This window comes from Hyphomonas sp. (genome assembly GCF_013823385.1).
GTDB lineage: Bacteria > Pseudomonadota > Alphaproteobacteria > Caulobacterales > Hyphomonadaceae > Hyphomonas.
Map to the genome: position 1 here is coordinate 357,197 of NZ_PNMA01000001.1, position 15,147 is coordinate 372,343.

Annotated in this window: 5 protein-coding genes; all 5 read right to left on the minus strand. The window is 67.9% G+C overall.

Translation table 11 applies throughout. The features are described 5' to 3' along the window. Positions 1-92: 92 nt before the first annotated feature. Entirely contained in the window at positions 93-1,802 is a 1,710-nt protein-coding gene (locus C0456_RS01715; protein ID WP_291047667.1) for a hypothetical protein, read from the minus strand. 43 nt (positions 1,803-1,845) lie between these two features. Further along, positions 1,846-3,018, minus strand: coding sequence for an OmpA family protein (locus C0456_RS01720; RefSeq protein ID WP_291047669.1), 1,173 nt, complete (start codon positions 3,016-3,018; stop codon positions 1,846-1,848). Between the two features lie 716 nt (positions 3,019-3,734). After that, a complete protein-coding gene (locus tag C0456_RS01725; RefSeq protein WP_291047670.1) occupies positions 3,735-9,803 on the minus strand; it encodes a beta-ketoacyl synthase N-terminal-like domain-containing protein in 6,069 nt (2,022 codons plus the stop codon). Continuing rightward, entirely contained in the window at positions 9,800-11,143 is a 1,344-nt protein-coding gene (locus C0456_RS01730) for an SDR family NAD(P)-dependent oxidoreductase (protein ID WP_291047671.1), read from the minus strand. The genes C0456_RS01725 and C0456_RS01730 overlap by 4 nt, the downstream gene beginning before the upstream one ends. A 74-nt stretch (positions 11,144-11,217) precedes the next feature. After that, positions 11,218-15,144 carry a beta-ketoacyl synthase N-terminal-like domain-containing protein gene (locus C0456_RS01735; protein WP_291047672.1) on the minus strand — a complete coding sequence of 1,309 codons (3,927 nt, stop codon included), beginning with the start codon at positions 15,142-15,144 and terminating at the stop codon, positions 11,218-11,220. Positions 15,145-15,147: the final 3 nt, after the last annotated feature.

Genomic DNA, 15,147 nt, shown 5'->3' on the forward strand with positions numbered 1-15,147 from the left:
ATGGGTCTCCCTTATGGGCAGCGAAGCCGCCTGTTCTGACGGCAGATTAGGCGGCGGGGGCTTGCCTCGCCAACCCGTTCCGCAAGGTCAGTTCAGCCCGCTTCGGGGCGCGGGGCGGCGCCGGGCATTCCGGCGAGCGCCTTTGCCTGGCCAACCCAGTCGTCCCGCTCGATCCGGCCTTTGAAATGCAGGAGCTTTTCATCGACATAGGCGACGTCTTCATCCGTCCATTCGGCAATCTGCCAGAAGTAGAACACACCCACTTCGTGGAGCAGCTCAGTGAGGATGGGGCCGACGCCGATGATCTGGGCGAGGTCGTCGCCTTCGCCAAAGGCGGCGTGGGTGAGGAGGTTTGCCTGATCGCCGGGTTTGCGGGCCTTGGCGATGGCTTCGGCGCGGCGGTGGATCTCCGCAGCCGGCAGAGGACGGGTGGTGCGGGTGCTGGGGCGCGCTTCCAGCGCGGTTGTTTCCGCGCGGGCGCGCGGGGTTTCAGGCTCTGCCCGGCTGTCGCCGCGGCCGCGAAGCATGTGGTGGAGCGCCGTGATGCCGTATTCGATGGAGGTGAGCCGGTCTTCGAGGGCGGTGAAGTCCTCGCGTGAGACCTCGCCGGGCGGAGGATTGTGGACGGCCTCCTGAATGGCCATGAGGCGCCGCTCAAGCGATTCCAGGCGGTTTTGGCCGCGCAGTTCGTTGCGGATTGTTCCTACCGATGCGTCCAGAGAGGCGAGTTGAACGAACAGCGGTTCGAGATCGGGGCCGCGCCGGGAGGCGACGACTTCGAGATCTGACTCGATGGCGGCGAGTGTGCCGATCAGCGCGTCGTTGAGCGGTGTATTCGCGGCGATCCGTTCCTGCACGAGGGCGAAGCGGTCGGAGAGGGAGGCGTCAATCTCGGCAAGCCGGCTGTGGAGCGGGTCGAGGTCTGGCATGTCGGGCAGTTCGATGCGGGCGATGGCCTGGCCGACCGAGCCGACTTCCCCCGACACTTTGGCGACATCGGCGGCCACGTTTGCCACTTCGCCGGAGACGGCGGAGAGTTCGGCGGCCAGAACGGCGACATCACCGGCAAGGCTGGCGAAATTGTCTTTGGTATCAAGGGCGTCCAGAAGCTCTTCCAGCTTGGACAGGCGGGTCTCGATGGGCCGCAGGTCGACTTCGGGCGGCTGAAGCTCCGACAGGCTGAGATCGAGCCGCGCAAGGCCACTATGGACCGGGCCAAGATCGACCTCGGGGATACGGAAGTTGGTGATCGCGGCTTCGAGCGCGCCGAGGCGGTCCTGCAGGGGCGTCAGGTCTGGCCGGCTGGCGGCGACTGTCTCGGAAAGGGCGGCGACGCGCAGGTTGACGCTGTCGACATCGGGCATCTGAATGCCGTCCACACGCTGGGCAACGTCCCGGATGCCCTGGGAGAGGGCATCGAGGTGAATGCTGCGCAGGGAGGCGATGGAGGCGGAGATGGTGGAGACGGCCTGCTCGATCATGCCGATGCGGTCTTTCATCGCGCCGAGATCGGGATCGGGCGCGGCAAGCTGTTGTTCCAGCAGCAGGAGGCGGCTCTGGAGCGGCTCAAAGTCCGGCTGTGGCGGCTGGTAGGCGGCGAGGGCGGCTGTCAGGCTGGCGTCTATGTCTTCGCGCTTGAGGGCGCGGCCGTCGGCGATGGCTGTCTCCACCTGCCGGGTGAGTTCGGCATGGGTTTCCGTCACATCAATGAAGCGCCGGCGCAGCCACCACCAGGCGAGGGCTGCCCCCAGCGCTGCAGAGACGCACATGAAGAAGAATATCTGGATAAGCAGGAACCACATGGTCAATCTCCGCCGGTGGGCGCGTTAGGGGGGATCAGCCGGCTCATTCGTCTGGCCTGACAATTCGGATTTCTATCCGGCGATTACGGGCGCGCCCTTCTTCTGTGGCGTTGTCTCCAACGGGCTGGTTCTGGCCCAGTCCGGCGGCGAGCAGTCTTTCGGGAGGTACGCCCCGCGCGATCATGGCGGCGCGGACGGCTTCGGCCCGGCGCAGGCTGAGCTGGTCGTTGAAGGCCGGGGTGCCGGTATTGTCCGTGTGCCCCTCAACCCGCAGGGTGCCGGGGCAGTCGGCAGCGGCGCGGGCGGCCAGATCCAGCACGGGACCACTGGCGACATTCAGCACGGTGCTGCCGGGGGCAAACTCGATGCGGGCAGCTTGCAGGAGGCGGGAGAGTTCTTCTTCGCAGCTGACAACTGCTTGAATCGGAAGGATTTCTACGGTTCCGAAGGCGCCGAGGGGAAGACCGGCATTGGCGGCCGCGCGGATGCTTTCGACCTTGGCGTCGTCAGCCTGGCAGCGGAAGCTGAAGGTCAATTCCGAGAAGCTGGCGGTGCCGGTTTCACACTGGGCGAGCGTGTCGATGGCGCGCTCGGCAACCGCCTCAAAGCCCGCCGGCGAGGGGCCGTTGGTGACCGTCATCCGGTTGATCACATCCTGCAGATGGCCGGGTGATCTGAGGCTTTCAGCGCGGGCTGCGAGGGCGGTTCTGAGGGCTTCTGTCGGAACGCGGCCATTGAGGGTGAGCGCGCCGGCGGTGAGGCGGAAGAGGAATTCGGGATCAGTGGCCGCAGCGGGGGAGGCGGTGATCGAGTTGGCCCGGGCAGGCGTACTGGTCGCGTAATTGGCAGTGACCCGTGTGACGGGGCGGGCCTTGCCGAGCCAGGTGGGCATGGTGGCCTGGCGCACGGCATTGATGGCACGCTGACCAGCCTCGGGGCTGGGCGGGTTGCCTTCGAGGGTGACCCACTGGCCAGAGGCGCGGACTTTGGCCCAGCTTTCGCCGGTCTCGGCGAGGGCGCGTTCGGCAGCGGCGCGGGCCGTGCCCTGGACTGCCGTGACCGCGAGCACCATCCAGCCAAACAGCAGCAGGGCAGCGAGGCCGAGGACGGGGACGAGGCCATAGGGGAAAAACGGCAGCGCAGCGCCTTCAGCGCGGCGGTAGCGCCGTGCAGAGGGTACGCTTTTGAGACCCGACTGGCTGGAGTCGACCGACATTCTTCCGCCTCTGGTGACCTGACCCGGACATAGGGATCATGCCTCACCGTCCCCTGACACTACAGGAAGTAAAGCCACAATACTGCATGAGCGGCAATACGAGGCATTAATATTCGGGAAACCGTCAGGCCGGGAATTGGCCGATATCAGAGCTCTGTTTTACTTCGATAATTCTTCCTTCTGAGCAAGGGGGTGGGGGATGGCCGCGAGGTCTTCGGTGAGGAGAGAGGAAACAGGGGCAAGTCGAGCCGGTGATTCCTTCGCCTGTGGAGAGAATATCTGAAGGCTTATTCGTGGCGGGAGAGTATTGGCCTCAGAAATTCTTGGAGATCGGCGGAGGGCGGCGGCCCTTTCATTCGTTTGTCCGGGGACTCTTTGCTGGTTTGATCCGAAAAAAGCGGGGGTGAGGAGGATGCAAGTATAGCTCGGCCTGGGGCCCCGCCGGATAAGGCGCGGGCGCGATGGGGGACAAGGATGGGCGGGCGTGCCCAGGGCGCAGCAGGAGGGGCAGGGCGGCGCCGTGGACAGGCCGCGCGAAGATATGCCGTATCCGGACCAAACTATCCTGCAGCCGGGCGTGACAATGGCCGGCAAAACCGTGACATTCCGGGGCCATTTCCGGTCAGGCGCGGACACCGAAGGGACAAATCCGGACAGATTTGGACAATTCCGGACACATCCGGACAGGTTATCCACAGGCTGGCGAGGCGCGCGGATCAGCCCCCGGCGGTGAAGGCGATCGAGATCGGATTGGCCTCATAGATGCGCAGGCCATCGCACCAGAGGGAGCCGCGCCCGGTGACGATGCGGCGGCGGGCGTCGCCGGAGATCTCAGTGATCTCCATGACGGTGGTGACCTCTTTCTTCTCCGGCGTGACCTGGCCGCGATAGGACCATTTCACGGGCATGTCTGCCGCGAGGGTTTCGATATGGGCGCTCTGCAACGCGATGCCCTTGAGGAGGCTGGCGCGGGTCAGGAGCTGGACCATGGCATCAAGGCCGAGAGAGCCGGGCTGGACGGGATCGCCGAAGAAGTGGGCTTTGAAATACCAGGCATAGGGGTCGATAACCTGTCTGGCGCGGGCGAGGCCAAGGCCGGCCTTGCCGCCGGCAGGGTCAAAATAATCCACGCGGTCGAGCATGCGGAGCTGGCCGGATGCGAGGCGAGGATCGCGGGGTGTGAGATCCTGCGCGCTGGCGGGGAGGGCGAGATAGGACTTGTCCACTTGACCGGCGCCGAGACCTGCCTGACGCACGAGGGCCTGAGCCGGGAAGAAGCCGAAACGGGTCGAGAGATCCATCACCGGCTCGCCGGTTTTCAGGCGGGCTTTGAGATCGAAGGCCACGATGGTCATCGGGCCGACCTTGGAGAAGGAGGAGAGAGTGGTGTCGACGCAGATGGTGCCGTCGCGTGGCCCGAGCGTGCGATGGACGCGGCCATCGCCTTCAAGGTTCCGGAAGCGGTCTCCGCCATCAAGGGCGAAGCCGCAATGGCTGGCGAGCCAGCCGCAGGGTTGGAGCACGATTTCGGAGAGGACCGAGAAGGGCATTTCGCCGTTGCGATTGTCTGCGAAATACCAGGCGTCAGGCGGGATGTCGTATTCGGCCGAGATGGTGGCGCCGGGGCGGCGCACGCCGGGACGGTCTGTGGCGGCCACCACGCGGGACATCATGTGATAGGGCGGCTGGGGCAGGCGGGGGACTTTGCCTTCGGTGTCGAAGCGGCGGTACATTTCTCCGAAGGCGGAGGAAGGCGCGCCATTGGCGCAGTCCAGCAGGGCGGCATAGTCGCCCCGGCTTTCCTGTTGCGGGCCTGTGCGGATGGGGGACGGCGAGACACGCGGCGCGGGCCATTGGCGGCGCAGCTGGACGCCGAAACGGGGGCAGTAGAAGACCTTCTTCCCGTCACTGCGCGCCAGAAGCGCGGCGAAGACCTTGGGCGTTTCGCCGTCGATCACTTCGTCGATGAAGACTTCATAGGTGATCTCGTGATCGCCATCCGGGATGACCTGGCCCCGGCAGATGAACTTGGCCGTTTCGCCGGGGACAGGCTCGAACACATAGCCGTCGCGTTCCTGGGTGAGGCCGAGGGCGGCGGCGTAGAACTCCAGCGCCTGGACCGCGGCTTCGGCCATCAGCGTGCCGGGCATGCATGGATCGTTGTGGAAGTGACCTTCATAGAACCACGCATCTTTCGGCGTGCTGGCGCGGGCTTTCAGATAGCCGCGTTTCCAGGGGCCGCCTGCGGGGTCAAATTCCGGCACGTCGTCAAAGAAGGAGAGGTTCCCGTTTGGCAGATGCGGCGGGAAGGAATGGGCAGCGCACAGCTCAAAGCCCGGCCCGAAACAGGCGAAGGCGTCGCCCCGGCGGAAGGCGGAGACGTCATCGGCGGAGAAGGCGCGCCTGGCGCTGGCGCGCGCGGTGTCGATGGGCGCGGGGCTGGCGGTGGGCGGGGGCTCGCTGGCGGCGTCCCAGACGACACCTTTGCCGGAGGCGAGTTCGCCGTCTGTGAAGAAACCCGCCTGGCCCTGGCGGACGGAGAAGGCGCGGCGGCCGGCGGCCTCGCAATCATACTGGAAGAAGAACATGCGCACGCCCGCGAAGGTGGCGTGCTGGGTGATCTCGATCTGGAATTTCAGCGTGTCGCCGGCTTGTGGGAGGCCGCCTTCATGGAAGGTGATCTCGCAGCCGAGGAGACGGTAGACCCGGTCGTTCCGGTTGCGCAGGTCTGCGCCCATCCAGCCGATCAGGGTGAGGTCTGCCTGGCCGCATTCGATCAGCGGGCCGGGGCGGATGCGGCCATTCTGCATCATCCAGTGATCGGCGGTGAGGTCTGTCTCCGTCCAGATGACGCCCTTGCCATCGACCAGCGGGGCGGCATCGATGCCGGTGATGCGATCCACCAGCAGCAGTGGCGGGGCGGGCAGGCGGACATTGCGGGCATACTGGTCCTGCTCGGTAAAGGCGTCGCCGAAGAAAGCAGACATCGGGCCGCGCGAGGCCGCTTCAATGGCGGGCCTATCCCAGGCCTTGCCGGTGGGGGCGCGTTTGGCGAGGGGCTGGCGGCCGGAGACGATGCTGGTGGGCGGGGGCAGGGCGGGTTGCGCCAGTTTGGGGCTGCAGGGTTGTTGCGTTCCGGGCGGACGCGGGAAGGGGACGGGGCCGGTCGGGGCAGGCGCAGGCGTTGTGCGCGTGTAGACGGGCGGGGGAAGCGTGGGGGCGGCGGGCATGGTGGCGCCGCGCGGCGCAGTCGATTTTGTGCGCGTGGGCAGTTTGGGCGTTTCGTAATTTGCCGGGCGGGTGACGGTGGCGGGTTTGGGCGCGGTCCAGGGGTGTGCGCGGGCGGCGTTGAGGCGGGCGGCGACCGTGTCTATACGGATGGGATGGCCTGCGGCGAAGAGTGTGGCCGCGAGGCGGGCGATCTGGGCGAGGTCTCCGCTCTCGATCTCGTCCGTCGCGATGGCGAGGTGGGGTTTGTCCTTCAGGGTCAGGCGGATGGACTGGGTGAGGGAATCGCGGGGGCCGAGTTCGATGAAGGTCCGCACACCGTCTTCCCAGGCCTGGCGGACAGTGGCGGGGAAATTGACCGTGGTGACGGCCTGCCGGGTGAGCATGTCAGCAACCGTGGCCTTGGTGGGCTTGTAGGCAGCGTTGATGGCATTGGCATAGAGGCGGGGGCCATTTTCGATGCGGGAGACGGGGCGGGTGTGCAGCTGGCGCCATTTCTCTGCGAAGGGGGTCATGGCGCTGGCATGGACGATCAGGTGCTGGTGCATCAGCGCGCCGGCGCCTTTGCCGAGAGAGTTTGCTACCGCGCGGCAGGCCTCGGCGGGGCCGCCGATCATGGCGTCGATATCCGAATAGATGATGGTGATTTCGACATTGGGATGGGCGGCCACGGCCTTGCGGACGTCTGCGATGGGCGCGCGCAGGCGCCAGTTGGACCAGTCTGTGGGGACGTTTGGGCCCCAGGCTTCTTTTGCCGTTTCAAAGTCTCCGCCGAGATGGCGCTCATACATGGCGGCGCCCGAAATATCGTCCAGCAGGGCGCCCATATCTTTCCAATAGCCGAAGGCGAAGAGGGCGTTGCTTTCACCGAGCGACAGGCCGAGGGCGGCGGTGGGGACGAGGCCGAGGACATCTCGCAGGAGGAGGGCGTGGGCCTGGGTCAGCAGGCTGACGGCGCAGAGCTGTTCAAATTCGGTGAGGCTTGATTTGGCGAGCAGGGGCGTCATGGCCTGGGCGGCGGGGATGGCGCTGAGCGCTGCGGCGACTTCCGGGAAGGCGGCGAGGAGGCCCCGCCCCATGCGGGGATAGGAGGCGGCGGAACCCGTGAAGGCGAAGGCGAGTTCGCCGTCGGGAGTGCAGGAGCCATGGAAGATGCCGTCGCCTTCGGGGGCAGCGTCTGCGGCGAGGGCCGTGGTGGCAGCCTCTGTCAGTTGGCGGAGCTTTTCTGCATCGGCGGCAAGGAGGGCGATGCGGTGGTTTCCCTTGCCGCCGGGTTTGCCGGTGGCGAGTTTCCTGGCGAGTGCGGCGCGGCTGGCGGCGGCGGCCCAGAAGAGGTGGGGCGTGGGGCGGAGCATGTCCGGAGACGGACGGACGGGGGCGGGGGTGAGGATGGCAGAGACTGAGCCGGCACTGGCGGTGAAGGGCGGGAGGGGATCGGCGAGGCAAGGGGCGGCGATGGATTCGCCCGTGGCAGGGGCGAGGCCGCGCGCGGCGAGGGCGAGGCGGGCGGCAAGATCGAAGAGGGCCTCGGAGACCGGCGCGTGGCCATAGGCGGCCTGGATGAGGGTGGACGCGGGGGCGGGGGACGCGGCGGCCCAGCCTATGGCGCTGACCGTTCCGAGGATCGGGTCGCCGGCGGCTTCAGCGTCCTTGCGGCGTTTCAGGACGAGGGCGGCGGCCATGTCGGCGGGCGGAGCGGCGGTATGGGTGGCGGTGACGGTTTCGGTGGCGAAGTCGGCGGCAGCGACGACGGCGAGGTCGAGCGCGCCCTGGCGGAGGGCGTCCATGGCGGCGTCGAGGGCGGCGAGGCCGGAGGCTTCTTCGGCGGCGATGGCGAAACCCCGGCCGCGGAAGTCTTCCGAGACGGTGAGGCGGTTGGCCGTCATGTTCGCCATGGCGCCGAGGACATCTGCCGCGACGAGGGGCGGAGCAATGGCGGCGAGGGCTTCGGGCGAGGCGGTGCCTTCGGAGGCGATCCGCTCGCGCAGCAGCCAGCGGGCGCTGTCATTGGCGCAGGCGGTGCCGGTGAAGACGCCGCAGGCTTCGGGGGCGGGCCGGGCGATGCCTTCCAGGGCCATGGCGGCGACGTCGAAGATGGCGAGCTGCTGGGGCTCTGCGCGCAGCAGATCGGCGGGCGGCGTGCGGGCGCGGATGGGGTCGGCGGCGACTTCCGGCGTGGCAGGGGCGGCCTGGAGGGGCGCATTCATCAGACGGCGGAGGACGGCGCGCTCGCCCCGGTCCGGCCCGGCGAGGAGGCCTATGCCGCAGATGACGATGTCATCTGCTTCCGGAGCGGGCGGCAGCGCGGCGCCCTTGACGGCGCGGGTGCGGGGTTCGTGCTGTTCGAGGATGAGGTGGGAGTTGTTGCCGCCGAAGCCGAAATTGCTGATGGCGGCGCGGCGGGGAGTGGCCGCGCGTGTCCACGGCTCAGGATCGGCAAGGGGCGTGAGGCTGCCGCCGCCGAGGGCGGGGATAAGCTTGCCATCCAGCGGCATGGCGGGGAGCGTTTCGCGGCGCAGGGCGGCGGTGAGCTTCAGCACGCTGGCGAGGCCCGCAACGGTGATGAGGTGGCCGGTATTGGCCTTCAGCGAGCCAGCGGGGAGGCGGCGTGAGCCGAAAATGCTGGCGGAAGAGGCGACCTCCACGCCGTCTCCGACCGGTGTGCCGGTGGCGTGGCATTCGAGGAACTGGACCGTGCCAGGATCAATCCCGCCATCGGCATAGGCGCGGCGCATGGCTTCGGCCTGGCCGGTGGCGTCTGGCGCGAGGAGGCCCTTGCGGCGGCCATCATTGGAGAGGCCAATGCCGCGGATTACGCCGTGGACCGTTTCGCCCTTCTGGACATCGGCGAGGCGTTTGAGGATTACGGCGGCGGCACCCTCGGACGGGACGAGGCCGTCTGCGCCGTCGATGAAGGGGCGGGAGCGGCCTGTGGGGCTGAGCGCCTTAAGCGCGCTGAATCCGATATGCAGGATGAGATTGTCGGCGGCGTTGACCCCGGCGACGGCGGCAATGTCGATCTGGCGGGCGGCGAGCTTGCGGCAGGCGATCTCCAGCGCGTAGAGCGAGGAGGCGCAGGCTGCGTCCAGCGCAAGGACAGGACCGGTCGCGCCAATGGCCTCTGCGATGAGGCGGGCGGGATAGCCGGAGTTCAGACTATCCGTAAGGGGACGATCTGTGCGCCCATCGCGCCAAACGTCGGCGGCATAGGCGGCCTTGGCGCGGCTGGGATAGAGAAGGTTTGCCAGGATGACGGCGCGGCGCGCGGGCGCGATGTGATCTGTGGCGGCGCCGCGCCAGGCATCGCGGACGGCCTTCAGCGGCCAGCGGCAAACAGGGTCGAGCGCCTGATCTTCTGTGCCGGGCACCTCGTCCACCAGGCCGGAAACCCAGGTGGGATTGCCAGCGCCGCGATCGGCGAGGCCGAGGCGGGCAGGCGAAACACGCTGGGTGACGACGCGTTTCTGCGCGACGATATCCCACAGCGCATCGGGAGACGCCGCGCCAGGCAGCACGCAGCCTTCACCGACGATGGCGATGGGTTCAAACCGGCTCATGTGTCGCTCCAGACTGTGCCGACAACGAGTTCGACATCGGCGGTGTCTCCGGCAAGGAGTTCGTGGGCAAAGATGCGGGCGCCTTCGCCGAGCGGAATAAGTGGGACGCCCTGCTGCCTGAAATGGCTGGCGAGGGTGGCGTCAACCATGCCGCCTTCCCAGGGGCCCCAATCGAACACCTTGACCTGCGCGGCGGGCAGCTCTGCCCGTAGCGCGCGCCCGGCATTGGCGAGGATGGCGTTCGCCATGGCGTAATCGGACTGGCCCCGGTTTCCGAAGAAGGCCGAGGCCGAAGAGAAGAGGCCGACATGGCGAAGGGCGGCGCGGTCTATCCGGGCAAGGATGTGGAAGAGGCCTTCGGCCTTGGTGGCGAGGACGCGGCGGAGTTCAGCCTCGGTTTTCTCTTCCACCAGACGGTCTGCAATGATGCCGGCGCCATGGATGAGGCCGGTGATCTGGCCGAAGCGCTGGCCGATGGTGGAGAGCGCTGCGTCTACCGAAGCGGCGTCTGAGGTGTCCATCTGGAGATAGTGCGCCCCGGCGCCTGCCGCGCGGATTTCGGCGAGAGTGGCGCGGATTTCAAGGCCGGCGAGGGCGGCGCGGGCGGCCTTGTCGATGGCGGCGGGCGAAGGCTTTTCACCGCGCTTGACGGCGGCGGATGCCATCAGGCCCCGGAGGGATTTCAGATCAGAGGTTTCGGGCACATCTGCGGGCCAGGGCGTTTCGGCCGAGCGGCCTGCCAGGAGGAACGTGCCGCCGCTTTGCCGGGCGATTTCGATGGCGCAGGTGGCGGTGACGCCGCGCGCGCCGCCGGTGACCAGCCAGAGGCCTTGTTCGGCAGGCGGGAGCGGGCGGGGCGCCGCCAGCGGGCCGAGCGCGGCGCGGCGGGCGGTGCCATCCGGCGAAATCCAGAGGTCTTCGGAGGCCGAAGCCAGCCAGCCGGCGATCACCTCCCCCGAGACATTTTCCAGCAGCGTCCAGCAGGCGGCGGAGACTTCCGGCCATTCGCGGCGCAGCGTGCGCGTTAGGCCCTCAAGACCGGTATCGGCAGAGAGACGCTGCAGGAAGATGAGCTTTGCGCCCGGCTGGCGCGCAGGGCGCGCGGCGGCGAGGGCGGCCCAGTGGCGGGCCGTCATGGGGGCGGGCGCGAGGCCTTCCGTGAACAGAACGGTTCGGGCGCTGCCGCCGGGGGCCTGAACGAGGGTGGCGGGGATGCCGGCCGCCGCGAGGGACGCCTGCAGCGCCTCTGCCGCAGCGGGCTCTGCCAGCGTGATCTCTACCGGCGTGGCGAGGGGCAGCCCGGCGGGGGGCGCGACCGCTTCCCAACGGGCGGGGCGCACCTCGCAGGTGTAGGCCGGCAGGGCTGGTTCAGGCGGCGCGGGACGGGGGGCGGCAGGGGCCGGCCCGCCATCCCTCAGGCAAAAAAATCGGCGATCTTCCGGATGGTGCGCAGCTCGGCAATGTCTTCCGGATCGACTTCCGGCAGCGAGGGATACCGGTCGCGCAGGGCGGAGAGGATTTCCACCTGCTTGATGGAGTCGACGCCCAGTTCGCCTTCCAGATCCATGTCTTCTTCGAGCATGTCATCGGGATAGCCGGTCTTTTCGGCGATCAGGGAACGGACGACCGCGACCGTGACGCCGTTGCTGGCAGATGCGGCCGGGGCTGGGGCGGGCGCCTGGGGAGCGGGGGCCGCAGACACGGCGGATGGGGCGCTGCCAAGCATGGCGGCGATGGCGGCGATGGTGCGCAGCTCGACAAGCTTTTCCGGGTCAATCTCCGGGAGTTCCGGAACGCGGTCGCGCAGGGTGGAGAGGATTTCGACCTGCTTGATGGAATCGACGCCGAGTTCGCCTTCAAGGTCCATGTCGATTTCGAGCATGTCTTCAGGATAGCCGGTCTTTTCGGAGATGATTGCGCGGACGAGGGCGATGGGGTCCGGGCCGGAGGCGGCCTTTGCGGGCGCGGGGGCGGGCTGTGATTTCGGGGCTGGTGCCTGCGGCGTGGCTGCCCCGTTCGTGTACGGTTTGGCGGCGGCAGGGGCGGGTGCGATGTTGATTTCAGCGGGGCGGGCTGGCGCCGGGCTTGGCGCAGGCGCAGCTTGAGGCGCTGGCGCAGCAGGCGGCGGCAGGGCGGGTGTGGGCGCGGGGAGCGCGGCCTGCGGGATATGCGCGCCGCCGAGCAGCGCGGCGGCAGCGTTCAGGTAGGCAGTGTGGGCGGCAGCGGTGGTCTGGAGGTAATCCTGATGCCGCTGGGAAACTTCGTGCCAGATGCGCTCTATGGCGCTGGCGGGCGCGGCGAAGGGTTGAGATGTGGGTGCCGGAAGCAGGGAAGGATCGGTCGGGCGGGGCAGATCAGGCATGGACGTCGAGATCCTTTCTGGAGAAGCGGCGGCAACTGGCTGGGAGGAGGGGGACGGGGAAGGGATTTGTGGGGGCGGCTGCGGGGCAGGGCTGGGCTGCACCCGTGGCGGGTTGGGTGGGGCGCGGCCTGCGGCGCCGTCTTTGGGCGGGTAGGGGCGATCATGATTGGCGCCGGTGAGCATCACCGCATGGCGCGATGGCGGCGGCTTTGGAACCGGCGGCGGCGTTTGGCTGAGTAGGGCGGCAAAATCGAGCGGGATGCCCGCGACGCTGAGCGCGCCGAGGGCTGACAGAAATTGCATGACGCCATTGACGCGCTTGTTGTCGAGCGAGACGGCGAGATGGTCGCGGCTGCCGAGCGTGTCGGCGACGAGACCGCTGACGACATTGCCGGGGCCGATCTCGACGAAGAGGCGCGCGCCAGCGGCGTACATCGCGTCGATTTCCTCCCGGAAACGAACGGGCGTTGCGACCTGGGAGGCGATTTCGGCAGCCATGTCGGAGGCCTTTGCCTTGTAGGGCGCGGCGGTGGCATTGGCATAGACCGGCAGGCGCGGCTTCTTGATCTTCTGGCCGGAGAGAACCTCCCGGAACGGATCAACGGCCGCGCTGACGACGCTGGAATGGAAGGCGGTGGCAACCGGCAGGCGGCGCGCCTTGACGCCGCGCTCTGCGATCAGCGCTTCGGCCTTCTGGATGGCGGCGACGGGTCCGGAGAGGACGACCTGGCTTGGGCCATTGTCATTGGCGATGACGAGACCGCCGCCGATCTGGGTGACGAGATCGCGCACCGCGCCGGCTTCGCACTGGACAGCAAGCATCGCGCCTTCATTTGAGGCGGCGGCATCCGCCATGGCGCGGCCACGGGCGGCGGCGATGGTGAGGGCGGCATCCATATCAAAGGCGCCAGCATGATGCAGGGCCATGATCTCGCCGAAGGAATGGCCGCCGGTCATGTCCGCTTCGAGGCCGAGGGCCTGGATGAGGGCGAGATGGGAGAGGGCGACCGCCGCGATGGCCGGCTGGGCATGCTCCATCGCGGTGAGGCGTTTGGTCTGGTTGCCGAACTCCACCTGGTCGAAGGCCGTGGGCGGAAAAGCAAGGCGGTGGAGCTTCAGCGCGCCGGTGACGGGGTGGCTCGCGGCGGCGTCCCAGACGGCGCGGGCGGCGGGGAAGGCCATGACGAGATCTGCGCCCATGCCCGTATACTGACTGCCCTGGCCGGAGAAGAGGAAGGCGATCTTGCCCGGCGCGGCGGGCGCGAGCGACAGGCTGCAGCCCTGAGGCAGGGGCGCGCGGCCGGCAGAACCGTCGGCGATCTGAGCGGCGAGGCGGCCTGCCTTGGCGGCAAGGTCTTCCGGGCTGGTGGCGGTGATGGCGGCGCGGACGGGGGCGCTGGCGCTGAAGTGTTTGAGGGTGGCCTCGGCAGTGGCGGCGAAGGCATCTTCCGGCAGGCTTGTCTGGACGGCGGCCGTCAGCTGGTCGGCCAGGGCGGCGCTGTCATCGGCGCTGTAGAGGAAGAGTTCGGCGGGGAAGACGCGGGCGGGCCTGGCGGCGTTCGGGCCAGTGTATTCTTCCAGGGCGACATGGAAGTTGCTGCCGCCGAAGCCGAAGGAGCTGACCGAGGCGCGGCGGGGACGCGCAGGGGCGCTGATCCAGGGGCGCGCTTCGGTATTGACGTAGAAGCAGGCGCTGTCACGGATGACGTCAGCGGGTTCCTCGATCTTGATCGTGGGCGGAAGGACTTTCCGGTGCAGAGACTGGATCGCCTTGATGAGGCTGGCTGACCCGGCAGCGCCCTTGGCGTGGCCGATCTGGGATTTGACCGAACCGATGGCGCACCAGGGCTCATTGCCGCTGGCGCTTTCGCCAAAGACCTGGTGGAGGCCTTCCAGCTCTGCCTTGTCGCCTGCCTTGGTGCCGGTGCCGTGGGCTTCGACGAGATCGACGGTAGCCGGGCCGTAGCCTGCCTGCTCGTAGGCGCGGCGCAGGGCGCGGGCCTGGCCGGAGGGAAGGGGTGTATAGATGGCGGTGCCCTTGCCGTCCGAGCCGCCGCCGATGCCGCGGATCAGTGCGTAGATGCGGTTGCCATCGCGCTCGGCATCCTCAAGGCGGCGCAGGGCGATCATGCCGATGCCTTCGCTGAGCATTGTGCCGTCGGCATTGTTGGAGAAGGGCCGGCAATCACCCGTGGGAGAAAGGGCGGGCGTCTTCGAGAAGCACATGAACATCAGGATGTCGTTCAGCGCGTCGACGCCGCCGGTGAGGACCATATCGGAATCGCCCGCGCGCAGTTCGTGCATGGCGATCTGGAGCGCAGAGAGGCTGGAGGCGCAGGCGGCATCGGTGACATAGTTGCTGCCGCCGAGATCGAGGCGGTTGGCGATGCGACCGGCGACGACGTTTCCGAGGAGGCCGGGGAAGGTGCTTTCCTTCCACTCTGTATAATGGCTCTCGATGCGGCGGGCGATGTCCTGCACTTCGTCTTCGGGCAGGCCCGCCTGGCGCATGGCATTGACCCAGGCGGGACGCTGGAGGCGGCCTGCCATATGGGCCGTGAGTTCGGTGGCGGAGGCAACGCCGAGGATGACGCTAGTGCGTGTACGGTCAAACTTGCCGCCGCTGTCGCGTTCGGCATCATCGAGCGTCATCTTGGCGGCAACGAGGGCGAGGAGCTGGGCCGTGTCAGTGGTTTGCAGAGCGGCGGGCGGAATGCCGAAAGCGAGCGGATCGAAGGCGACCGGCGAGAGGAAGCCGCCGCGCCGGCCATAGGTGCGGTCCGGCGTCAGCGGATTGGCATCATAATAGTCGTCCACCAGCCAATGGGTGGGCGGAGTATCCGTGAGGAGGTCGCGGCCTTCGAAGATGTCGCGCCAGAAGCCGGTGGTATCGCCCCGGCCTGGGAAAATCGCGCCGATGCCGACCACCGCAATGGGCGCTGCCGGATCGTAAAGGGAAGACGTGCGTGTCTCTGTCATGAT